Here is a 21,880-nt window from a genome sequence, read left to right as displayed (position 1 = left end):
AGGTTTAGTCTTTCGTGCGTGTGGTGCTGGTGGCGAGCGCGTGATGCGAAGATGCGATAGTTTCACTGTAGCCGGTGGGGCGACTGAGGGTGAGGTTTCGGCTCCGCAGCACTCCTCGGGTGCTCAGGGCCAGCCCGGTGAGGGCTGCCCCCAGGGTGAGCGGCAGGCTGTAGGGGGCCAGGGCCGGTACGAGGCCGGTGAGGTAGGGCAGGTGGGTGACGACCAGGCAGGTGCCCACAAAGCCTCCGAGGGCGGTGGGGTTGATCCGGGTGACCAGCCAGGCGGCAACGGGGGCAGCGAGGACGCCACCGGCCAGCAGGGCAAGGACGGCTAGGAGGTGTTCGATGAGGTCCTGCCACATGCCCAGTACAAAGCCCAGGCTTGCTGCTAGGGTAACCAGAAATTCAGCGGTGTTGACCGTGCCCACGATGCGGCGGGGTTCGGTTTTGCCGATGGTCATGAGGGTGGAGCTGGTGACCGGGCCCCAGCCTCCCCCACCGGCGGCGTCCACGAATCCGCCGAAGAGCCCGAGGAAGCCGAGGATGCGGGGGTTGGCGGGAGCGCCGGTGCCGCGGGCGGCGCGGCGGCCGGTGGAGAAGCGGAGTACCAGGTTGATGCCGATGAGGGTCAAGATAGTTGCCATGACCGGCTTGGCGGTAGCCAGGGAGAGGTTGGAGAGCAGGGTCGCTCCTGCAAAGGCCCCTACCGCACCCGGCAGGCCCAGTCGCAGCACGACCTTCCAGTCGATGTTGTTGAATCGCCAGTGGCTGACGCCCGAGGCGAGGGTGGTTCCGAGTTCTGCCACATGAACAACTGCGGACGCGCTGGCCGGGTTCATCGCTGCAAGGGCAAGGAGCAGGGTGGTTGAGGTAGCTCCGAAGCCCATGCCGAGGCTGCCGTCGACCAGTTGGGCGAGCAGACCGCCCAGGGCGATGAGAAGTAGTTTGTTCATGGTGGTATTCGTTCTGTGTGGGGCTCTAGCGGACGAGGCCTGCGGCTAGGGTGTTGCCGTCTGCCTGGTTGATCAGCAGCAGGGAGCCTACCAGGCCGCGCCCGCTGTAGGGTTCGACGGGTAGGTCTTCTGCTAGTTGTAGGGTGACGGTGGCGATGTCGTTGAGTTCGATGGCTTCGCCGGGGTGTTCCTGGTTGGTATCGATGTCGAGCAGGGAGTCGATGGAGACCAATCGAGCTCGCACTAGGGAGGTTCCGTAGCGGAGTTTTACCTTGGCGCCGGGGCGTAGCGGGGTGTCGGCTAGCCCTACCAGGGTGGCGGTGAGTTCCCGGCTTCCCTCGGGGCGGTCGGCACCTGCAATGAGGTCACCGCGGGAGAGGTCGATATCGTCTGCCAGGCGCACCACGATGGAGTCTCCTATGGTGGCAGTGGTTGCCGCCCCATCTGCGGTATCGATGTGGGTGACGGTGCTGGTTCGCCCCTGCCCCAGGTGCACGGTGTCGCCCACAGCCAGGTGACCGGCGGTGATACGCCCGGCGTAACCCCGGTAGTCGGTACCCTGGGGGCGAATTACATACTGGATGGGCAGGCGCAGCCCCAGCTCAGAGGTAGCGTCGGTGACGTCCACGGTTTCTAGGTAGCGCAACACGGTCGGGCCGGTGTACCAGGGAGTGTTGGCAGAAGGTTCCACCACGTTATCCCCCTTCAGGGCACTAATAGGGATTACGGTTACCTCGGCGACGCCCTTAGCCTGCGCCAAAGCCGTAAAGTCCTCGCGAATCTGCTCAAAGACGTCCTGGGAGTAATCCACCAGGTCAATCTTGTTCACAGCCAGGACTACCTGGCGCACACCCAGCAGGGCTGCAACCGTCAGGTGGCGGCGGGTCTGGGTCACTACGCCGTGGCGGGCGTCCACTAAGAGCACCACAACCTGGGAGGTTGAAACCCCCGTCACGGTATTGCGGGTGTACTGCACGTGGCCCGGGGTGTCAGCCAGGATGAAGGTGCGCTCGGCGGTTGAGAAGTAACGGTAGGCCACGTCGATGGTGATGCCCTGCTCGCGTTCTGCGCGCAGACCATCAACTAGGAGCGATAGGTCCAGGCCGTCGTGGCCGCGCTCGCGGCTGGTACGCTCGACCGCTGAGAGCTGGTCGGCTAGCACGCTCTTGGTGTCGTGGAGCAGGCGGCCCACGAAGGTTGATTTGCCGTCGTCGACGCTTCCGGCGGTGCACAGGCGCAGGGTCTGACGGGTTGCAAGCTGGGCGGACGCCGCTGCCCCGGTAGCGGTCTCGATATCGGTGGGGTGGGTGAGCAGGGTCATTTTAGAAATAACCTTCCTTCTTACGGTCTTCCATGGCGGATTCGCTCAGGCGGTCGTCCGCGCGGGTTGCGCCGCGTTCGGTCAGGGTGGAGGTGGAGATTTCGGTGATAATGTCCTGTACCGTGCTGGCTTCAGATAGGACGGCGCCGGTGCAACTCATATCGCCGACGGTACGGTAACGTACCCGGCGGGTTTCAAGGGGTTCGCCCTTGGTGGGGCCACCCCACTCCCCTGCGGTCAGCCACATGCCGTCGCGGTTGAAGACTTCGCGCTCGTGGGAGAAGTAGATGGGGGGAAGCTCGATAGCTCGGGCTCCGATGTATTCCCAGATATCGGCTTCGGTCCAGTTGGAGATGGGGAAGACGCGGATGTTCTCGCCGGGCAGGTGGCCGCCGTTGTATAGGTTCCACAGCTCGGGGCGCTGGCGGCGGGGGTCCCAGCCGCCGAAGGCGTCGCGTACCGAGAAGATGCGCTCTTTGGCGCGGGCGCGTTCCTCATCGCGGCGAGCGCCACCGAGCACCGCGTCGTAGCCTTGTTCTTCGATGGTTTCGACCAGGGGGACGGTCTGCAGGGGGTTGCGGGTGCCGTCGGGGCGCTCCTGGAGTTCTCCCCGGTCGATCCAGTCCTGGACTTTGGCCACGCGCAGGCGGGCGCCAGTGCGCTCCACCAGGCGGTCGCGGAAGTCGATAACTTCAGGGAAGTTGTGGCCGGTATCTACGTGCAGCAGTTCAAAGGGCACGGGTGCCGGTGCGAAGGCACGTCGGGCTAGTTCGTAGACGACAACGGAGTCTTTACCGCCTGAGAAGAGCAGGGCGACCTTGTCGAATTGCCCGGCTACTTCGCGCAGGATGTGGATTGACTCGTTTTCTAGGTCTTTGAGGTGGGGTGAAAGGGTTTCTGTTGTTGTGGTGCTCATGTGTGTAGTCCGCATTCTGTCTTGGTGAACCCTGCCCAGCGTCCGCTGCGGGGGTCCTGGCCGGCTTCAACCTTGGCGGTGCAGGGGGCGCAGCCGATTGAGGGGTAGCCTGCCTTGGTCAGGGGGTGAACAATGAGGTTCTTTTCGTCGATGTACCGGTCGGTATCTTCAAGGCTCCAGGTAACCAGGGGCGAGATCTTGAGTCTGCCGTTGGGGTCTATGTCCAGCGCCGGGGTGGTGGCGCGCAGCGGTGAATCTGCCCGGCGGAGGCCGGTAATCCAGCCGGTATAGGGAGCCATGGACGCTGCCAGGGGCTCGACCTTGCGCATGCGACAGCAGGCTGCGGGGTCGGTGCCGTAGAGGTTGATGCCGTAGCGGGCGTCCTGCTGGCCCACGGTGAGCAGGGGCTTGGCTCTGACCAGGTTCTGGGGGTAGCGTTCCTCTACCTGCTGGGCCACGTCCAGGGTCTCGGGGAAGTGGTAGCCGGTATCGAGAAAGAGGAAGTCTGAGTCAGGCAGGTAGCGGCTAGCCAGTTCGGCGAGCACCGTGTTTTCCATGGAGAGGGTTACCACCAGCTTGCCGGTCACATGTTCATGGGCCCAGGTCAGGATTTCTTCGGCGCTTGCATCGTAGAGGGCTTCGGCATAGCGATCCACGAGTTGCCGGTTGGCTTCTTTCTCGGCGTCTGAGAGCTGGGTTGGCTCGACCGTGCCCTCCGGGCTGATAGCCGGATCTTCTAGCGCTGCGGCCGGTGAGCCAAGACCAAAGTTTTTAAAGCTCACGGGTGAGGGTTCCATAGCGCTCCTTTCATAACAGTTCTTAGGGTTGAATTGTTTGAAAGTCTAGGCTTATGGGGGCAGGGTGGTCGAGTTATTGCGGGTACCAGGTCACGGGGCGACATTTTTACGTCATAGGTCTTCACCGGGGGTAATTTTTACGCCACTAGGTTTGCTTGAGGTCCTTGCAGCCCACTACTGTGCGCCACTGGTTGCAGGCTTACTTGTCATCTAATGAAACGTGCGTACCGCAGGTAGACCCGGGGCGTGCCACAATGGTGTTTATGCGTATTTTGTCTATTCAGTCCGCTGTAGCTTACGGCCACGTAGGTAATTCAGCTGCCGTCTTCCCCCTCCAGCGTCTTGGCCACGAGGTTATGCCCGTCAACACCGTCCTCTTCTCGAACCACACCGGCTACGGTGCTTGGCGTGGGCCGCTGATTTCGGGCGACGACGTCCGCGAGATTGTCACCGGCATCGAGGAACGCGGCGGTCTGACCGATACCGCCCTGGTGATTTCCGGCTATCAGGGTGGCTCCTCCATCGGTGATGCCATCCTCGATGCCGTCGCCAAGGCCCGTGCTGCTAACCCGGGCGTCCTGTACTCCTGCGACCCCGTCCTGGGTAATGCCACCAGTGGCTGCTTCGTCTCCCCCGAGGTGCAGGAACTGATTCGTGACCGCGTGATTCAGCACGCTGACATCATTACCCCCAACCAGTTTGAGCTGGGCTTTGTGACCGGCACCGACCCCCAGACCCTCGATGAGGTGCTTGATTCTGTGGCCGCAGCCCAGAAGATTGGCCCCCAGACTGTGCTGGTGACCAGTGTGAACACCCCCGAAACCCCGGAGGATTCAATCCAGATGCTGGCGGTTTCGGGCGATGAAGCCTGGCTGATTACCACTCCTCGCTTGCCGATGAAGGCCAACGGCTCAGGCGACGTTACCCAGGCCCTGTTTGCCTCTCACTTCGCGTCGGGTAAGAGTCTGAAGAAGGCCCTGGAACTCACCACTGCCAGCGTCTACGAACTGCTGAAGAACACCCTGGCCTCGGGCCAGCGTGAACTGCAGCTGATCGAGTCCCAGCAGGCCTACGTTGAACCTGCTGAGACCTTTGAGGCTGTAGCGGTTAAGCGCTAAGAGCGGTGAGGGCTTCGGTAGCTCTTTCAAAAGCAACCGAAGCAACTATCGCGGCGGAGGCGGCGTCTCCGGGCAGCACCAGCGGCTCGGCGACGACCGCCTTTTCTGTGCTCTGGTAAGCCTTGGTGAGTTTGCTGTGGAAGTAGCCGCGGGCCAGCAGGTAGGTAGAAATATACTCAGCCTGGTTGCTCTCCCATGCCTCTTCGATGGTGGGTTCAATGTCAGCCACAAAGCCGTAGGGCACCTGCCGGCTGAGCAGGGTGCTGAAAACTTCTGCCTGATAGAGCACCGCTTCACGGCCGTCCGCCCTGGAGGAACCGGCTGCTGCCAGCGCGATATCGTCGTAGCCATCCCAGCCTGCCTCTTCGAGGCGCTGACGCTGGAGTTTGGCAAGAGCTGCTGAAGGGCCGAGGGCGCGAGCTACTGCGGTGGTCAGGTGGCTAGCGTCTGCGGCTGCCTGCCTCATGTCGTGTTCGGTATGGTAGCCCGGTGAGAGTAGCAGGGGCAGAAGGACGGCGGTAGCCCCGGACGGCAACTCCTGCAGCACCTGCGGCAGGGAGGGTTCTTGCACATCAACGTAGGCTTCGTGCACGGTGTAGGTTCCTGGGGCCTGGGCCTCGACCAGGGCAGTGAGCTGCTCTCGGATGAGGTTGACGGCTTCGCGGCCCTGGGGGTTATCGGTTCCGTGGGAGGTGGCGACCAGGTGAATCATGGGGCTCCAGTCTGCTGCCTGCACAGCACAGTGGGTGGGGCTGACCCCACCCACTGTACCGCACAATCAATCGACTGGCAGATGCGCTTCTCCCGCTTTTATCGTGCTGATTCCTCCGCAAGGGGTTGGCTGACCAGTTTTTCCGCTTCCTCCTTGCTGAGAATCCGTCCGCTCAGTCCACCACGGTCGTGCCAGGCGCCACCGACCTCGATTCTGGAAGCAATGTCCAAGCCGCCGGCCTTGACGGGCTCCCAGCCACCCAGACGCAGTAGGTGGGTAATGCGCTCTTGCGCTACAGGGTCGTCCGTTGCAAAAAGTTGAGCCACCTTTTCACCGCTACCGGTAGTTTCTTTGCCCCGATTAGCCGCGCTCATAGTTCCCAGTGCTTTGACGAAATGGACTCCCTGAGGAAGAAGCAGGGCAGCGTTTTGCTGGCCAGCTGAGGACCCTTCTGGGTTGGCGGAAACCGCCCGGTCATCGTCAGCAGCCCGGAAGTTGTTGGATGGATCAACAACAACCTTGTCCACCAACTGTGAAGAGTGTTCCTGTAGCAACTGCTGAGTAACGGGGAACATCGTAGCGAAGACAACTGTGTCTGCCTCGTCAATGACCTGCTCGACGGTACCAGCCCGAATACCTAGCCCCAGTTCTTGGGCTGATTTCTGAGCCGATTCGAAATTTGACTCCGCAACCAGTATCTCTTCTCCCCCGCGGGCCAGGCGGAGGGCGACCTGTGAGCCAATGCGCCCTGTTCCGATGATTGCTGTGGTCATGACAAGCTCCTTACTTAGTTCATATATTGACTATTCTCACTTTACTCTCGCGCTCTTAATTTTCAACGAAAGGGGTTGGGTCGCGTCTTAATTCGACACAAGACGAGCCCCGGCCCTAACGAAGGGAACGATTTAGCCAACAGCCTCACAATCACAACCTAGCGGTCAAAAATGAAACCGCAGTGGGGCTCAGTGCTGGCGCAACTGGTGTAAACGGTCGACCCCTCTTCCCCTAGCGGCTACTTCTCCATAATTTATTCACCTGATTTTTTAGACACCACACCAAGGTTTAGTGAGCTTACTAATGATTTATTCATACCATTGAAAAGCAGGGCAAGAATGCCCTCAAATGAATCAATCAGAATAGTCCAGGATTGATATGAGGGTCTTTTCAAGACAAGTGGCCGACACAAAAATATTAGGAAGAGTTTTAATAAAATTATACTTTTAAGGTAAAAATTTCTTCTGATATACCAGCGGAGAAACATCCTCAGCCGGGACAAAATTCGTGCATCAAACCATATTTTGCGAAGTTTAGAGCAAACCTCCAAACTTAGTTATTTCACAGTTCCCCCGCAACCTCCACACCCTCTGAAAATTGTGATGAAAATACTGCAACAAAACTATTATTCCAATATTTAAATTTTTCCCATATCTCACCCCTCAGAGAATTGCCAAAAACTTTATTTAACAATTGCGTAAAACAAATATTTAATGGGGTAAATTAGTAAATTGGCAAAAAACATTGAAAAGACTATGGGTAAAATTGTGATTAAAATCAGGGGGAAGAACCAGATTAAATTCAGATTTTTACACGCCTTCATCTTATTTCTATTCAGAAATTTGTCGACACCCCGATCCATAAGCTCAACCATATAAATCAAATTCTCAAGAAATTCAAAATTTATTAGCTTATAACTCAACTCAGAGAGCAAAAAGGTTTTCTGCGTATCTGAAAATTTCAAATTGAACATACTCAAACTTTCAGAATATGAAGACTTAACGACTGCGTGCCAGGGGAACACTTTATAGATTAAATAGTTGCAAAACATGAATGCCGTAGAATTTAGAATGTAAGCCCAGGCAATAAAAATCAAATCGCCACCGGAAAAACCGGAGTCACCAAGTTTAAGGTTAATAGCAATATCAATGAAAGATAGTATGAAAAACAGAGAAGAAAGTAAATAAAGAGATGATAACAATGGTCCTAGAATAATGATTGCAAAATTCCAGAATAGCGGAGGCGAGGGGTTCACCTTGCCGTAAATTAGGCTATCAGCATAGCTATCAAAATATTTTAAAACCCTTTTATTTCCATGCGATGCTGTATAAATAGATGCTTCAAACAAGCTTCGCTTTGAGTAAATTTCGATAGAATCTAGCAGTTTTTCTTTAAGGGATTTACCTTTTCCTTGCAAAAATTTACCATCAGGGTAATCTTTATAAATTTTAACTGTCTTATCAAGCCTGTCCAAATGAGGCGCAGTCACTGCCCGACTATTTTTAATAGTCCGCGTCACCATAAAAGCTGCAATACTTGCACTCACTAAACCTGATATCAATGCAAAAATTGCCGAAACAACTGTGCCCGGATGATCATTAACAGCCATATCCCAAAGGCTGCAAAAGCCAAAAAAATAATCACACATGCATTCTTACTTTCTACAACTATTACTCAATCAGCGCTGAGTATTACGCATTTATCATACGCCAGCACCATAAATCTGACTTCAAATCAGCCTTGTTCATTTCAACTATACTTACTGCAGTACTAATCTGCTCACGTATTAAATTACTACTCTGTCAAGGGGCTGGAGGCTGCGGCCCGCCGAATCACCTTGTACTGGGCTGCCTGGGCAACCGGTCGCATGGTGATGTGGTCCAGGTTGATGTGGTGGGGGACGTTCACGGCAAAGGTGACGGTCTGAGCAACGTCCTCAGCCCGCAGGGGCTTGTCCACGCCAGCGTAGACCTGAGCGGCAGCCTCGTCCGAGCCCAGGCGATTGCGAGAGAACTCTTCAGTGTGCACCATGCCGGGGCGTACCTCGATCACGCGCACGTTGTGCTCAGCTTCTTCTAGGCGCAGGGTCTCGGTCAGGGCTCGTTCACCGAACTTGGCGGCGTTGTAACCTGCTCCCCCTTCATAGCCAGCTTCAGCCGCGGTTGAGGTCAGATTCAAAACGGTACCCTGGCCGTTCTCTCGCAGGGCGGGCAGGAAGGCCTTGACCATATTGAGGGTGCCAATCACGTTGAGCTCGAACATGGCCGACCAGCCAGCGGGGTCTGCGTTCGCCACAGAATCAGCCCCAATAGCACCGCCGGAGATATTGACCAGAGCGTCGAGGCGGCCGCCGGTTTCGCCCAAAATTTCCTGGGCGCGGTCGGCAACCGCTCCGGCGTCCGTAATATCAAGGACGACCGGGCGCACCCCGGTTGCCTGAGCCAGGCTTTCAAGGCGGTCGGCTCGGCGAGCCACGGCATAGACCGTCCAGCCGGTAGCGGCCATAAGTTCAGCGGTAGCCCGGCCGATACCGGAGGAGGCACCGGTCACCACGGCGATCTTACCGGCCTGGGCATCGGGGACAAAAGGGTTTGCGGGAAGTGATGAAGTAGTCATAGCACTAGCCTAACCTGCAACATATTTTTATTCGTGAGAGAATAGGGGGCATGGCTGAAATCAACCAGGGCACAGACACGCCCGCAGAAAACACCGTAGAAATTACCGTCCCCGCGAAGCCCGGCCTCGAAGGCCTCGAAAAGAAGTTCACCGAGAACTGGGCCGCCAACAAGACCTACGCATTCGACCCGAATACCACCCGCAAGCAGGTCTACTCCATCGACACCCCGCCACCCACCGCGTCCGGCTCCCTGCACGTAGGTCACATGTTCTCCTACACCCAGACCGACGTCATCGCCCGCTACCAGCGCATGAAGGGCAAGAATGTCTTCTACCCCCTGGGTTGGGACGACAACGGCCTACCCACCGAGCGTCGCGTGCAGAACTACTATGGCGTACTCTGCGACCCCGCGATCCCCTACGATCCCGATTTCAAGGCTCCCGAAAAGCCCGCCAAGAACCAGCGTGACTGGCCCCGTATCTCCCGCCAGAACTTCATTGAGCTCTGCGAGATTCTGGCGGTAGAGGACGAAAAGGTCTTCGAAGAACTCTTCACCACCCTGGGCCTGTCCGTTGACTGGTCCCACACCTACCGCACCATCGACGCCCACTCCCGCAAGGTCTCCCAGCTGGCCTTCCTCAACGACCTGGCCAGCGGCGATGCCTACATGTCAGAAGCCCCCACCATGTGGGATGTCACCTTCCGCACTGCGGTTGCCCAGGCAGAACTGGAAGACAAGGAACGCCCCGGCGCCTACCACCGCATCTCCTTCCACCGCGAGAACGGTGAGAAGGTCTGGATTGAGACCACCCGCCCCGAGCTCCTGCCCTCCTGTGTTGCCCTGGTCGCCCACCCCGACGATGAGCGCTACAAGCCCCTCTTCGGAACCAAGGTCACCTCTCCCCTCTTTGGCGTTGAGGTCGAGATCAAGGCCCACCCCCTAGCCCAGCCCGATAAGGGTGCCGGTATCGCCATGATTTGTACCTTCGGCGACACCACAGACGTCACCTGGTGGCGCGAGCTCCAGCTGCCTACCCGTGCCCTGATTGGCCGTGACGGCCGCTTCGCCACCGACACCCCCGAGTGGATTACCTCCGCCGAGGGCCGAGAGCGCTATGAGCGCATGGCAGGTGCCACCGTGTTCACCGCCCAGAAGACCGTCGTTGAGATGCTGGTTGAAGCCGGTGAAATGGATGGCGACCCCAAGCCCATCACCCACCCGGTTAAGTTCTACGAAAAGGGCGATAAGCCCCTTGAAATCGTGGCCTCCCGCCAGTGGTACATCCGCAACGGTGGCCGTGACGCCGAACGTCGTGAGGCCCTGGTAGAGCGCGGACGTGAAATCACCTGGCACCCTGCCTTCATGCGCTCCCGCTACGAGAACTGGGTCGAGGGTCTCAACGGCGACTGGCTCATTTCCCGCCAGCGCTTCTTCGGCGTGCCCTTCCCTGTTTGGTACAAGCTGGATGCCGACGGCGAACCTAATTACGATGAGCCCATCGTCCCCAGCGAAGATATGCTGCCCGTTGATCCCGCGTCGGACGCCGCCCCCGGCTACACCGAAGACCAGCGCGGCGTGCCCGGCGGCTTCATCGCCGACCCCGACGTCCTGGACACCTGGGCCACCTCGTCTCTCACCCCGCAGATTGCCACCGGCTGGGCCGTGGACGAGAACCTGCACAAGGTCACCTTCCCCATGGACCTGCGCCCCCAGGGCCACGACATCATCCGCACCTGGCTTTTCTCCACCGTGGTACGCTCCAACTCCCTGGAGAACTCCGTGCCCTGGACCGACACCGCTCTTTCCGGCTGGATCCTGGACCCGGACCGCAAGAAGATGTCCAAGTCCAAGGGCAACGTGGTGGTCCCCAACGAGGTGCTCGAAAAGTACGGTTCGGACGCCGTGCGCTACTGGGCAGCCAGCGCCAAGCTGGGTGCCGATACCGCCTACGACGAGGCCCAGATGAAGATTGGTCGCCGCCTGGCCATCAAGCTGCTGAATGCCTCCAAGTTCGTTCTCGGCCTGGGTGCCACCGCCAACTCGGTCATCACCAACCAGGCCGCGGCAGGCGTCCTCACCAACGAGCTGGACCGCTCCCTGCTAGCCCGTCTAGCCGCCCTGGTTGAAGAAGCCACCGCCGCCTTTGAGAACTACGAGTACGCCCGTGCCCTGCAGATCTCAGAGACCTTCTTCTGGCACTTCACCGACGACTTCGTTGAACTCATCAAGGACCGCGCCTACGGCAACGTCGGTGAAGCCGAACAGGCCTCCGTCCTGGCAGCCCTGGCCACCACCCTCGACGCCATGCTGCGCCTCTTCGCCCCCTTCCTGCCCTTCGTCACCGACGAAATCTGGTCGTGGTGGCGAGCAGGCTCCGTGCACCGCGCCCCCTGGCCCACCACCGACGGCTTTGCCGCCGCGGTTGCGGACGCCGACCCCGCAGTCCTGCCCACCGTAGCAGCTGCCCTGGGTGGTCTACGCAAGGCCAAGTCAGAGGCCCAGGTCAAGCAGCGCACCGAGGTCGAAACCGCAACCATCACCGGTTCAACCGAAGACATCACCCGCATTCGCGGCGGTCTCGGCGACCTCAAGGCAGCAGGTAACGCCCGCGACCTCACCCTCACCGAAGCAGAGGGCGAGCTGGCCGTCACTGACGTTGTGCTGATTACCGAAGAAGAAAGCTAATGTTACTGGGCCTGCATACCCCCTAGGCGGCTAACCTTCTTGAGCTCGCGCTGGGGCGCTCGCTCAATTCATGCCAGCCCCAGCCCGCCACCTGTGGGGGTATGCCGGCCCCAACAATGCTGCACATCAAAAGATTAGGCCCGGTTCCAGATTGTCTGGAACCAGGCCTTATCGTGTATTCAGCAGCTGGGCGTTCAGTGCCCGCTCGTTACTATTGTTCGATGTTAAAAATCGGGCCGACGTTGCGGGGGCGCTTAATCTCAAAGAAGCCGGGGTAAGAGGCCAGAGCCACAGCGCCGTCGAAGACCTTGGCGGCTTCTTCACCGGTGGGGGCAGGTGACATCACGGGGCCAAAGAAGGTCACACCGTTAATGCTCATCAGGGGCACGCCGATGTCATCGCCGCCAGCAGAGTCTAGACCTGCACGGGTTGAGGCCCGCATCTGCTCGTCGTACTCCTCGGTAAAGGCAACCTGGGCCAGTTCGGCAGGAAGACCCACCTCAGCCAGGGCAGCTTCGATAGCCTTCTCGAAGTAGGTGCCCTCTTTGTTCTTCTGGTGGTGAATCTGCTCGCCCAGGGCGGTGTAGAGTTCATCGAGCTTCTCCTGGCCGTACTGTTCTGCCACGGCGGTAGCCACACGGGCAGGGCCCCAGGTGTTGTCGATGTGCTTGCGGTAGCCCGGGTCAAGGTCGCGGCCCTCGTTCAGGACGGCGAGTGAGAAGGGGTGCCAGGTGACGGTAACATCGCGCTGGGTCTCAACCTCTTTAATCCAGCGGGAGGTCATCCAGCACCAGGGGCAGGTAGGGTCAAACCAAAAATCAACGGTATTTTCAGCCACGGGTTGTCCTTTCAATCAGGGGTGGGATACAAGAGCCCGCTGCCAGCGCGCAGAGGCACCGACAGCGGGAAAGACTTTTAGGCAGATTTTTTCTCGGGGGCTTCGAGCACCAGAATGGGGTCCTTCTCCCCCGCCACAACAGCCTCATCAATAATGACCGAGGTGACGTCGGAGCGGCTGGGTACATCGAACATGACCGGCTGCAGAATCGACTCCATGATGGAGCGCAAACCGCGGGCCCCGGTATCTCGCTCAACAGCCTGGCGGGCAATAGCTGCCACGGCGGCGTCCTCAAAAATCAGCTCGACCCCGTCGAGGGCAAACATGCGCTTGTACTGCTTGACCAGGGCGTTCTTAGGCTCGGTCAGAATCCGCTTGAGGTCAGATTCGGTGAGCTTACCCAGGGTTGCTAGCACGGGCAGGCGGCCAATAAATTCAGGGATCAGACCAAACTTGAGTAGGTCCTCGGGCATGAGCTTGGTGAGAATATCGCTCTCTTTAGCGGCCTGGTCAATAGATGCGCCAAAGCCGATGCCCTTGCGGCCCACTCGCCCGCCCACAATCTCTTCGATACCGGCAAAAGCACCGGCGACGATGAAGAGGATGTTGGCGGTATTAATCTTGAGGAAGTCCTGCTGGGGGTGCTTCCGCCCGCCCTGCGGGGGAACAGCTGCCTCGGTGCCCTCAAGAATCTTGAGCAGGGCCTGCTGCACACCCTCACCCGATACGTCCCGGGTGATGGAGGGGTTGTCGGCCTTGCGGGAAATCTTATCGATTTCATCGATATAGATGATGCCGCGCTGGGCCTTTTCAATATCACCGTCAGCAGCCTGGATGAGCTTGAGCAGGATGTTTTCAACGTCCTCGCCTACGTAGCCGGCCTCGGTCAGGCTGGTGGCGTCGGCAACGGCAAAAGGTACGTTGAGTTTCTTGGCCAGGGTCTGGGCCAGGTAGGTCTTACCCGAGCCGGTGGGGCCAACCAAGAGAATATTAGACTTGGCAATCTCTACGTCTTCGCCCTCGGTAGCTAAAAGCTCCTTGGCCTCAAAGGCAGGGCTCTGCTGGGCCCGAATACGCTTGTAGTGGTTGTAAACGGCAACAGATAGAGCACGCTTGGCAGCCTCCTGGCCGATCACGTACTCCTGCATGTGGTCAAAGATTTCACGCGGGGTGGGAAGCTCTTCAACGGCACCCAAATCTTTCACATCGGCGAGCTCTTCTTCGAGAATCTCGTTGCACAGTTCAATGCATTCATCGCAGATGTAAATGTTGGGGCCGGCGATCAGTTTACGAACCTGTCGCTGGTTCTTCCCACAAAATGAGCATTTGGGAAGAGTGGTGCTATCGCCTAGGCGAGCCATAGACCCTACCTTTCCTTGGGTTCCTCTACCTAATCTACCGTGAAAACCTGCCTAGCCCAACATGTGACGGTTCAAGCAAGGTTACGTCTTTATGACTTAACAGTTGAACCGGGCGGGCTATTCCTTCTCTACCGCTTGGCAGACAGAAGGACGCCGCCCCTGCCCTTCCCTGCCCTTAGGCAGGTGGGGCGGGAGGCGGCGTCCGCACCGGGTCTGAAGGTGAGCAGTGCCTAGTCGTGCTTCTCGGCGGTATTGAAGGAGGGCTTCACAGCCTTACGGGATTCAAGCACCTGGTCAACGATGCCGTACTCAAGGGCACCCTTAGCGGTAAGGATATTATCGCGCTCGATGGACTTATCGACCTCTTCAAAGGTCTTGCCGGAGTGAAGGGCCAGGGTCTGGGCGGTCCACTCACGCATACGCATGACCTCGTTGGCGTGAATCTCAATGTCTGAAGCCTGGCCACCCTGCTGACCCGAGAGGGCGGGCTGGTGAATCAGCACGCGGGCGTTAGGCAGAGCAAGGCGCTTACCGGGGGTGCCGGCTGCCAGCAGGACGGCGGCAGCTGAGGCAGCCTGGCCCAGGCAGACGGTCTGAATTTCGGGGCGGATGTACTGCATGGTGTCGTAGATAGCAGTCATCGCGGTGAAGGAGCCACCGGGTGAGTTGATGTAGAGGGTGATGTCGCGGTCGGGATCCTGAGACTCAAGCACCAGCAGCTGGGCCATGATGTCGTCGGCTGAGGCGTCGTCGACCTGCACACCCAGGAAGATGATGCGGTCTTCAAAGAGCTTGGCGTAGGGGTCCTGGCGCTTGTAGCCGTAGGGGGTGCGCTCTTCGAAGTTGGGGAGCACGTAGCGGTCGGTGGGCATACCGGCAGGTGCGGTTGATGAAGGAAGGTGAATCATTCGTTTCTCCTGTAAAAAGTTCTGTGCCGGTTTACTTGTCGGTGGCGCTGGTGGCCGGGCCGATCTTGTCGAGAATCTTGTCGAAGAAGCCGTAGGCCAGGCCTTCTTCGGCGGTGAACCAGTTGTCGCGGTCGTTATCGCGCAGGATGGTTTCGACGGTCTGGCCGGTGCGCTCTGCGGTGATTTCGCTCAGGCGCTTCTTCATGTCGAGAATCAGCTGGGCCTGGGTGCGGATGTCGGAGGCGGTGCCGCCGATGCCACCGGAGGGCTGGTGCATGAGGATGCGAGCGTTGGGGGTGGCGTAGCGCTTGCCGGGGGCACCTGCGGTGAGCAGGAACTGGCCCATGGAAGCTGCCATACCGGTGACAACGGTGACAACGTCGTTGGGGATCAGCTGCATGGTGTCGTAGATTGCCATGCCTGCGGTGACGGAGCCACCGGGTGAGTTGATGTAGAGGTAGATATCTGCCTCGGGGTCTTCGGCTGAGAGCAGCAGGAGCTGGGAGCAGATACGGTTGGCGTTGGAGTCGCGCACCTCGGAGCCCAGCCAGATGATGCGTTCCTTGAGCAGGCGGTTGTAGACGTAGTCGTCCTGGCCGCCCATGGGGGTTTCCATGGCGGGGGCCTGGTGTGCTTCAGGGGTGAAGGACATGTGTTCCGCTCCTTGTGTCGGTTGCAGCACCCGCGCGGACGCCGGTGCCAAAGATTTGCTTGACACTTAGGTTATCGCTTTTGGGGCTCCAAAAATTGCCTTTTGCCCTTCAGTTCGCTGTTGGCGTGTGCCCGCTACGCTGTGAGCAAGAGCGAGCGGGCACGGGGCCTAGTGGTAGCAGGCGATGGGGCCGTTGGGGCCCTGGATCACCTGGATGGGGGTGTTGAAGATATCGGTGAGCAGGTCATCTTGCATGATCTCTGCAACGGTTCCGAAGCGGGCTAGTTTGCCGTCCTTGATAGCGCAGATGTAGTCGGCGTAGCGGGCGGCGAAATTGATGTCGTGCAGCACCACAATGATGGTGCGGCCCAGGGTGCGGGCGGCGTTGTGCAGGTGCTGCATCATCTGCACGGAGTGGGAGATATCGAGGTTATTGAGGGGCTCATCAAGAAGCACATAGTCGGTTTCCTGGCAGAGCACCATGGCTACGTAGGCCCGCTGCCGCTGGCCGCCCGAGAGTTCATCGAGGTAGCGGTTTTCGAGGGTGGTGAGGTTAAGGAAGTCGATGTAGCGGGAGATGATCTCTTCGTCTTCAGCGGTGAGTCGGCCCCCGGTGTAGGGGAAGCGCCCGAAGCCCACCAGCTGGCGCACGGTGAGTTTGGTGACGAAGTGGTTTTCCTGCCGCAGAATCGAGACGACTTTGGCCAGGTCTTTGGACTTGGTGGTGGCCACATTCAGGCCACCGATTTCGATGGTGCCTGCGTCAATATCGAGTAGACGGCCCACCATGGTGAGCAGGGTGGACTTGCCGGCACCGTTAGGGCCAACCAGGGCGGTGATTCCGCCTGCGGGCAGCTGAACGTCGACCGGGCCGATGTTGGTTTCACCGGAGTAGCTTTTAGCAACCTGGTGGAGGGTGATCATAGTTTGCCCTTTCGAAGAATCACGATCAGGAAGGTGAGGCCACCGATGAGCTCGATGATAATACCCACCACGCCCTGGGCTGAGAAGATGTGGTTCATGATGAAGTAGGAGACCGCCAGAATGGCAAAGGAGAGCACGGTTGCCATGGGGAAGAGGTAGCGGTGGTCGTAGGTGTCGGCGAACTGGTAGGTGAGGGTCGCTACCAAGAAGCCGAGGAAGGTCAGCGGGCCGACCAGGGCGGTGGAGACCGCCATCATGATAGCGACGATCACCAGCACGATAATGGATTCGCGGCGGTGGTTGATTCCCAGGTTGGTAGCCGCGGGTGCGCCCAGGGAGAGGGCGTTGAGGGTACGGGACTTTGCGTAGAGCACCGCGACGCTCAGGACGACTAGTGGCAGGGCTACCGGGTAGTAGGCGGGGTCGGCGTTGTTGACCGAGGCAAAGAGGCGGGCTGTCAGAATATCGAACTCGCTGGGGGTCAGCATGCGCTGCATGAAGGTGGAAACCGACCCCAGTCCCCCACCCAGTACCACACCGACCAGGAGCATGACGTGCATGTTGGCCCGTTTACCGGTCAACAGCCAGGAGTAGAGCAAGAGGCTCAGGGCCACCATCATGACCAGCTGGAAAATAAAGGTGTCGAGGGTGCGGGCAGCAATCAGCCCGGCGGCCCCGGCGAAATAGATGGTTGCCGTGTGAATCGCGGCGTAGAGGGCCTGAAAGCCCAGAATACCGGGGGTGATAATGCGGTTGTTGGTCACCGTCTGAAAAGCCACCGTTGCCACAGCCTGACAGACAGCGGCTACAGCCATCGCGATTAGGGCGTTGGAGCGGCGTTCAGCAATGAGCCACCACTTGGGGGTGCCGGTCTCAAAGGGGTTGGCATAGGCCAGCAAACCGAAGGCTGCCAACGCAGCTGCAGCGGTGAGCGCTGCCAGGAGCACCCAGTAGGTGCGGGCAGCGGACGGGGTCTTGAAAGCCCCAGCACTACGGGAGGTGCCTGCCCTGCGGGAGGCGGGGCGGGCGTCCGCACCGGCGCTCATCACGGGCAGGGCGGACGCACCAACCCGGCTTTCTTTACTTGCCTGCTGATACACGGGGCCGCCCCTTCACAATCAGACCAATAAAAACAAGAGCACCCACGATACCCAGAATCACCGACACCGGGATTTCGAAGGGGGCGATAATAGTGCGCCCAATCAGGTCGCAGATAGTCACGACCCCGATACCGGTCAGGGCAACCCAGGGTAGGTTAGAGCGCAGGTCATCACCGCGGAACATACTGACGATGTTGGGAACAATTAGTCCCAAGAAGGGCAGGGACCCGACCACCACGGTCACCACACCGGTGGCGATAGCAATCAGGGCGGTACCTACCAGCATAATCTGGGCGTAGTTGAGCCCTACGTTCGTGGCAAACTCCTGGCCCAGACCGGCAACGGTCAGGCGGTCGGCGTACCAGAAAATGACGGCGACCACCAGGAGCACCAGCCAAAGCACCTCGTACTGCCCCTTAATCACAGACGTAAAGCTGCCCGCGAACCACACACCAAGGTTCTGTAGCAGGTTGGTCTGGAGGGCAAAGAAGGTGGTAAAGGCCGAAACAACGGCACCCAGCATCATGCCCACGATGGGAACAATCAGGGATGATCTGAGTGAAACCCGGCGCAGGAAGAGGAAGAAGACCATCGACCCAATAAAAGCAAAGACGATTGCCGCCGTCATCTGCTGCAAGAGGTTTGCTGCCGGGAAGAAATAGAGCATAAAGAGCAGGCCCAGGCTTGCCCATTCGGTGGTACCGGTGGTGGTGGGTTCCACGAACTTGTTCTGGGTCAGCATCTGCATCACCAGCCCGCACATGGCCATGGCTGCCCCGGCCAGCACCAGGGCAACGGTTCGAGGTATTCGGGTGATGGCGAACATGGCAGCGCCGTCAGCCTTGTTCAAGATGTCGTACTCCCCCGTGAACAAGGAGAGCACGAGCAGGGCAACAATTCCCAGGCTGGCTAGCAGGAATTTGCCGCTGACCAGGGAGTTCCTGGTGCGGCTAACTCGGGTGGTTTCGGTGGTCGTCATAAATGCCCTCAAGGAGTCACCCCGCCGCGAGGGCAGGATGACTCCTTTTTCATCGGTTATAGGGTCTCAGCCAGTGCCTTACTTGGCGGCTTCGAACTTATCGGCAAGATCGTTGAGGATCTCGGTGTAGGTGATGATGGATTCGTTGGTGTAGGTATCAGCCGGAGCGTAAGCAATCTGGTCCTTGGTGATTGCGGTGACGTTAGCCAGGGCTGAGCTACCGGCGATGACGTCTGCGGCAGCGGGTGAACCTTCATCGGTGCTGGTGCCAGCATCGCGGTCAAGAACCAGCAGCCAGTCGGGGTTGGCTTCTGCAATGGCTTCAACCGAGATATCGTCACCCTGGTGGTTGTCAGAGGAGCCTTCAACTTCGAGGGCGGGCTTGAGGCCCAGCATGTCGAAGACGGGGCCGTAGGTGCGGCCGATGGAGGGGGCAATGTAGCCAATTTCGCCGCCGGAGACGTTGACGGCCATGACGGTGGATTCGCCATCGTAGGCGGCCTTAGCGCGGGCTAGAGCGGCGTCGAAGTCTGCGATGAGCTTGTCGGCTTCAGCCTGCTTGCCGAAGACCTCGCCCAGTACGGTGACCTGGCGCTTGAGCTCTTCGTCAAGGGGCTGACCGTCGCGGGGTTCAAGTTCGAGGATGGCGGCCTGGGGGTTCAGTTCCTTGATGGCGTCGTAGTGCTGGGAGAAGCGCTGACCGTTGACGATCAGGTCGGGCTCTTCAGCAGCGAGCAGTTCAAGGTTAGGCTCGCGGTGGGTTCCGATATCGGTGATGGAGGAGTCGTTCTTGTAAGTCTCGACGGTTGCAGGAATCAGGGTAATGGGGGCTGCCACCAGGTCGACACCCCAAGACTCGAGAACCTCAAAGGTGCGGTTATCGGTTGCGGCGACCTTCTGAGGGGGAACGGTCACGGTGACCTCACCGTAGTTATCGGTAACGGTAACGGTGCCAGCTGACTGGCTGGCAGAAGCTGAGGTGGACGCGCTGGATTCAGAAGATGCGTCGGTGGTGCCCGCGCCACAGGCGGTGAGCGCCAGTGCTACAACGGAGGTGGCTGCGAGCAGGGAGATACGGTTGGCCTTCACGGGTTTTCCTATATCTGTTCGTGGTGTGTACTTGGTAGGCCTCAACATCTTGTAAGGCTTGACTTACCTAAGATTAGTTAGCCCCACCTTACTTATCAACCCAGAAACCCCTATTACGAAATATTTTTTAACTTATTTGCTGTATTTGACTTCTAACCACCCAGGTCACCCTCTTTTAAGCCGCGGACGCCGGCGCCCGCGTCCGCCTTTTCCCACAAATTTTCCCAGCAGGCAGCACAAAGCCCCCGCAAGAACCCAATCAGGGTCTTGCAGGGGCTTGAGCTAGAAAAGTTTTAGAGCCTCAAGAGGCAAAACTTATTCGGCGTCTGCGGTCTCACCCAGGAAAGAGGAGAGGTCAACGACCTTGCCGTCGGCGTCCTTAACCTCAGCCTGAGCCAGAACAGCTGCCAGAGCCTTTGAACGGCGAACCTCGCCAACAATCATGCCTGACTGGCCTGAGCCGTCGAGCATCTGAGCGAACTGGTTGGGGTCCATGCCGTACTGCTGGCTCATGGTAATGATGTAGTCAATGAGCTCAGCCTGCTCGACAGAAACTTCTTCCTTCTCAGCAATAGCGTCGAGGATGATTTCGTTCTTGAAAGCACGCTCGGTGTTCTCGCGAACCTCTGCGCGGTGCTCTTCGGTGTCGTGGTCATCGTCCTGTCCGGGGGTGTTGAAGTGCTGAGCCAGCTGGTCTTCAATAACCTTCTCGGGAACGGGGATTTCAACCAGTTCAACCAGAGCATCAAGAACCTTGTCGCGTGCTTCTGCACCCTGCTCGGCAACCTTGGAATCAGCAGCCTGCTTCTTCAGGTCTTCCTTCAGTTCAGCGATGGTGTCGAACTCTGAAGCCAGCTGAGCGAAGTCGTCGTCAGCCTCGGGCAGCTCGCGTTCCTTCACAGCGGTGACCTCAACCTTAACGGTTGCTTCTTCACCTGCGTGCTCGCCACCGGCAAGCTTGGTGACGAAGGTGGCGTCCTCGCCAGCGGAGAGACCGAGAACAGCCTCGTCCAGACCGTCCAGCATGGTGCCGGAGCCAACCTGGTAGGACAGGTCGTTAGCGGCGTCAACCTCTTCGCCGTCAATCTCAGCGGCGATGTTGATGGTCAGGAAGTCCTCGTCAGCTGCGGGGCGGTCAACAGCCTTCAGGGTGCCGAAGCGGCCGCGCAGGGCATCGAGAGCCTTCTGCTCGTCTTCTTCGGTAACCTCTACGCTTGCAACCTCAACCTTGATACCTGAGTAGTCAGGCAGTTCAATCTCGGGGCGGACGGTGACCTCGATGGTCAGCTTCACGTCAGCTTCGCGGTTGCCCTCTTCAGGCTTAGAAACGATGTCAAGCTCGGGCTGAGCCAGGGGGGTCAGCTCGTTCTCAACCAGGGCCTGCTGGTAGAAGTTGTTCAGAGCATCGTTCAGAGCGTTCTCAACAACAAAGTCAAAGCCTGCACGCTGATCGATGAGAGCCTTAGGGGTCTTACCCTTACGGAAACCGGGAACCGAAATCTGGTTAGCCAGTGACTTGTAGGTACGGTCAAGGTAGGTCTTGAACTCAGCGAAGGGAACCTCGACCTCAATCTTTGCGAGGGTCGGGTTGATCTTCTCGACGGCAGTCTTCACGTCCGTTGATCTCCTGATAACTTGATTGGAACCGCCACCCGGAAAAGAGTGGGGCTAGATATAACGTTCTATAGAAAAACCCGCCGTTTCCGGCGGGTCGTTCTATTTCACGTCGGGGTGACAGGATTCGAACCTGCGATCTCCTGCTCCCAAAGCAGGCGCGTTAGCCAAGCTACGCCACACCCCGATTTGCACGGAAGGCACCACCCAGTTTAGCGGTTCAACCGCCCAAAACCTAACTCGCACCCCGATTACGCCCAGGGCGTGTTGAGAAACGCCAGCGCCACCCTGATTTGACAAGGCCCCGTTCGACCAGGTTTACTGGAACACGTCCACAATGCTGGGCACCCCATTCGGGGATGTAGCTTAATGGTAAAGCCTCAGTCTTCCAAACTGATTACGCGGGTTCGATTCCCGTCATCCCCTCTCACGCGGCTGTAGCTCAATGGTAGAGCGCACGCTTCCCAAGCCTGATACGCGGGTTCGATTCCCGTCAGCCGCTCGCTATCGCTCGGGACTGGC

At 58.7% G+C, this 21,880-nt stretch carries 19 protein-coding genes and 3 tRNA genes; 4 read left to right on the top strand and 18 right to left on the bottom strand.

All coding sequences use genetic code 11. The features are described from left to right. Positions 1-4: 4 nt before the first annotated feature. The 4 genes from L6762_RS06655 to L6762_RS06640 are packed head-to-tail and all read right to left on the bottom strand — an operon-like array spanning position 5 to position 3,986. Complete coding sequence (locus L6762_RS06655) at positions 5-952, bottom strand: sulfite exporter TauE/SafE family protein (protein WP_237186150.1); 948 nt, start codon at positions 950-952, stop codon at positions 5-7. Between the two features lie 25 nt (positions 953-977). Next, on the bottom strand, positions 978-2,273 hold the full coding sequence (locus tag L6762_RS06650; protein ID WP_237186149.1) for a sulfate adenylyltransferase subunit 1: 1,296 nt from the start codon (positions 2,271-2,273) through the stop codon (positions 978-980). 1 nt (position 2,274) lies between these two features. After that, a complete protein-coding gene (gene cysD / locus L6762_RS06645; RefSeq protein ID WP_237186148.1) occupies positions 2,275-3,204 on the bottom strand; it encodes a sulfate adenylyltransferase subunit CysD in 930 nt (309 codons plus the stop codon). Continuing rightward, positions 3,186-3,986, bottom strand: coding sequence for a phosphoadenylyl-sulfate reductase (locus L6762_RS06640; protein ID WP_237186147.1), 801 nt, complete (start codon positions 3,984-3,986; stop codon positions 3,186-3,188). The genes cysD and L6762_RS06640 overlap by 19 nt, the downstream gene beginning before the upstream one ends. 263 nt (positions 3,987-4,249) lie before the next feature. Here L6762_RS06640 and pdxY point away from each other — a divergent pair, with 263 nt between their 5' ends. Then, a complete protein-coding gene (gene pdxY / locus L6762_RS06635; RefSeq protein ID WP_237186146.1) occupies positions 4,250-5,104 on the top strand; it encodes a pyridoxal kinase PdxY in 855 nt (284 codons plus the stop codon). Here the strand turns inward: pdxY and L6762_RS06630 are convergent. The 4 genes from L6762_RS06630 to L6762_RS06615 all read right to left on the bottom strand — a co-directional run bounded on the left by L6762_RS06630 (position 5,094) and on the right by L6762_RS06615 (position 9,206). Continuing rightward, entirely contained in the window at positions 5,094-5,816 is a 723-nt protein-coding gene (locus tag L6762_RS06630; protein WP_237186145.1) for a sirohydrochlorin chelatase, read from the bottom strand. The two genes, pdxY and L6762_RS06630, sit on opposite strands and share 11 nt — an antisense overlap. Before the next feature lie 98 nt (positions 5,817-5,914). Further along, entirely contained in the window at positions 5,915-6,589 is a 675-nt protein-coding gene (locus L6762_RS06625; protein ID WP_237186144.1) for an NADPH-dependent F420 reductase, read from the bottom strand. Positions 6,590-7,272: 683 nt separating this feature from the next. Beyond that, positions 7,273-8,238: a hypothetical protein gene (locus tag L6762_RS06620; protein WP_237186143.1), complete on the bottom strand. Its 966-nt coding sequence runs from the start codon at positions 8,236-8,238 to the stop codon at positions 7,273-7,275. A gap of 146 nt (positions 8,239-8,384) precedes the next feature. Further along, positions 8,385-9,206, bottom strand: a complete 822-nt coding sequence (locus L6762_RS06615; protein ID WP_237186142.1) for an SDR family oxidoreductase — start codon at positions 9,204-9,206, stop codon at positions 8,385-8,387. Positions 9,207-9,256: 50 nt separating this feature from the next. On the opposite strand from L6762_RS06615, the gene valS reads away from it, so the two are divergent. After that, on the top strand, positions 9,257-11,893 hold the full coding sequence (gene valS / locus L6762_RS06610; protein ID WP_237186141.1) for a valine--tRNA ligase: 2,637 nt from the start codon (positions 9,257-9,259) through the stop codon (positions 11,891-11,893). A gap of 211 nt (positions 11,894-12,104) precedes the next feature. Here valS and L6762_RS06605 read toward each other — a convergent pair whose 3' ends face one another. The 10 genes from L6762_RS06605 to L6762_RS06560 form a co-directional block, all read right to left on the bottom strand. Next, positions 12,105-12,731: a DsbA family protein gene (locus L6762_RS06605; RefSeq protein WP_272878690.1), complete on the bottom strand. Its 627-nt coding sequence runs from the start codon at positions 12,729-12,731 to the stop codon at positions 12,105-12,107. Between the two features lie 77 nt (positions 12,732-12,808). Next, a complete protein-coding gene (gene clpX / locus L6762_RS06600; protein ID WP_135011138.1) occupies positions 12,809-14,092 on the bottom strand; it encodes an ATP-dependent Clp protease ATP-binding subunit ClpX in 1,284 nt (427 codons plus the stop codon). A 230-nt stretch (positions 14,093-14,322) separates the two neighbouring features. Continuing rightward, positions 14,323-15,000 (bottom strand): ATP-dependent Clp protease proteolytic subunit, encoded by a 678-nt coding sequence (locus L6762_RS06595; RefSeq protein ID WP_185174588.1) that lies wholly within the window; start codon positions 14,998-15,000, stop codon positions 14,323-14,325. A gap of 31 nt (positions 15,001-15,031) precedes the next feature. Beyond that, positions 15,032-15,652 (bottom strand): ATP-dependent Clp protease proteolytic subunit, encoded by a 621-nt coding sequence (locus tag L6762_RS06590; protein WP_272878352.1) that lies wholly within the window; start codon positions 15,650-15,652, stop codon positions 15,032-15,034. Between the two features lie 168 nt (positions 15,653-15,820). Next, a complete protein-coding gene (locus tag L6762_RS06585) occupies positions 15,821-16,576 on the bottom strand; it encodes an ABC transporter ATP-binding protein (protein WP_237186140.1) in 756 nt (251 codons plus the stop codon). Then, complete coding sequence (locus L6762_RS06580; protein ID WP_237186139.1) at positions 16,573-17,676, bottom strand: iron chelate uptake ABC transporter family permease subunit; 1,104 nt, start codon at positions 17,674-17,676, stop codon at positions 16,573-16,575. Before L6762_RS06580 ends, L6762_RS06585 begins: the two co-directional genes overlap by 4 nt. Beyond that, entirely contained in the window at positions 17,657-18,655 is a 999-nt protein-coding gene (locus L6762_RS06575; RefSeq protein ID WP_237186138.1) for an ABC transporter permease, read from the bottom strand. The genes L6762_RS06580 and L6762_RS06575 overlap by 20 nt, the downstream gene beginning before the upstream one ends. A 78-nt stretch (positions 18,656-18,733) precedes the next feature. Then, entirely contained in the window at positions 18,734-19,744 is a 1,011-nt protein-coding gene (locus tag L6762_RS06570; protein ID WP_237186137.1) for a siderophore ABC transporter substrate-binding protein, read from the bottom strand. Positions 19,745-20,059: 315 nt separating this feature from the next. Then, positions 20,060-21,358, bottom strand: a complete 1,299-nt coding sequence (gene tig / locus L6762_RS06565) for a trigger factor (protein WP_237186136.1) — start codon at positions 21,356-21,358, stop codon at positions 20,060-20,062. A 112-nt stretch (positions 21,359-21,470) separates the two neighbouring features. Then, a tRNA-Pro gene (locus L6762_RS06560) sits at positions 21,471-21,545 on the bottom strand. A gap of 168 nt (positions 21,546-21,713) precedes the next feature. Between L6762_RS06560 and L6762_RS06555 the strand changes: the two genes are divergently transcribed. Next, positions 21,714-21,784, top strand: a tRNA-Gly gene (locus L6762_RS06555). A 5-nt stretch (positions 21,785-21,789) separates the two neighbouring features. After that, a tRNA-Gly gene (locus L6762_RS06550) sits at positions 21,790-21,860 on the top strand. The last annotated feature ends 20 nt before the right edge of the window (positions 21,861-21,880 follow it).

It is taken from the genome of Rothia nasimurium (assembly GCF_928381705.1).
Lineage (GTDB): Bacteria > Actinomycetota > Actinomycetes > Actinomycetales > Micrococcaceae > Rothia > Rothia nasimurium_G.
The sequence above is the reverse complement of the archived record's forward strand: the minus strand, read 5'-3'. Positions and strand labels throughout refer to the sequence as shown.

What these genes read in the sequence shown, in the direction of transcription:
- L6762_RS06575 (WP_237186138.1), bottom strand. Translation starts at nt 18,655, where the DNA reads ATGACGACCACCGAAACCACCCGAGTTAGCCGCACCAGGAACTCCCTG.
- L6762_RS06590 (WP_272878352.1), bottom strand. Translation starts at nt 15,652, where the DNA reads ATGTCCTTCACCCCTGAAGCACACCAGGCCCCCGCCATGGAAACCCCC.
- L6762_RS06625 (WP_237186144.1), bottom strand. Translation starts at nt 6,589, where the DNA reads ATGACCACAGCAATCATCGGAACAGGGCGCATTGGCTCACAGGTCGCC.
- L6762_RS06650 (WP_237186149.1), bottom strand. Translation starts at nt 2,273, where the DNA reads ATGACCCTGCTCACCCACCCCACCGATATCGAGACCGCTACCGGGGCA.
- L6762_RS06620 (WP_237186143.1), bottom strand. Translation starts at nt 8,238, where the DNA reads ATGTGTGATTATTTTTTTGGCTTTTGCAGCCTTTGGGATATGGCTGTT.
- L6762_RS06630 (WP_237186145.1), bottom strand. Translation starts at nt 5,816, where the DNA reads ATGATTCACCTGGTCGCCACCTCCCACGGAACCGATAACCCCCAGGGC.
- pdxY (WP_237186146.1), top strand. Translation starts at nt 4,250, where the DNA reads ATGCGTATTTTGTCTATTCAGTCCGCTGTAGCTTACGGCCACGTAGGT.
- clpX (WP_135011138.1), bottom strand. Translation starts at nt 14,092, where the DNA reads ATGGCTCGCCTAGGCGATAGCACCACTCTTCCCAAATGCTCATTTTGT.
- L6762_RS06655 (WP_237186150.1), bottom strand. Translation starts at nt 952, where the DNA reads ATGAACAAACTACTTCTCATCGCCCTGGGCGGTCTGCTCGCCCAACTG.
- L6762_RS06595 (WP_185174588.1), bottom strand. Translation starts at nt 15,000, where the DNA reads ATGATTCACCTTCCTTCATCAACCGCACCTGCCGGTATGCCCACCGAC.
- valS (WP_237186141.1), top strand. Translation starts at nt 9,257, where the DNA reads ATGGCTGAAATCAACCAGGGCACAGACACGCCCGCAGAAAACACCGTA.
- L6762_RS06585 (WP_237186140.1), bottom strand. Translation starts at nt 16,576, where the DNA reads ATGATCACCCTCCACCAGGTTGCTAAAAGCTACTCCGGTGAAACCAAC.
- cysD (WP_237186148.1), bottom strand. Translation starts at nt 3,204, where the DNA reads ATGCGGACTACACACATGAGCACCACAACAACAGAAACCCTTTCACCC.
- L6762_RS06640 (WP_237186147.1), bottom strand. Translation starts at nt 3,986, where the DNA reads ATGGAACCCTCACCCGTGAGCTTTAAAAACTTTGGTCTTGGCTCACCG.
- L6762_RS06615 (WP_237186142.1), bottom strand. Translation starts at nt 9,206, where the DNA reads ATGACTACTTCATCACTTCCCGCAAACCCTTTTGTCCCCGATGCCCAG.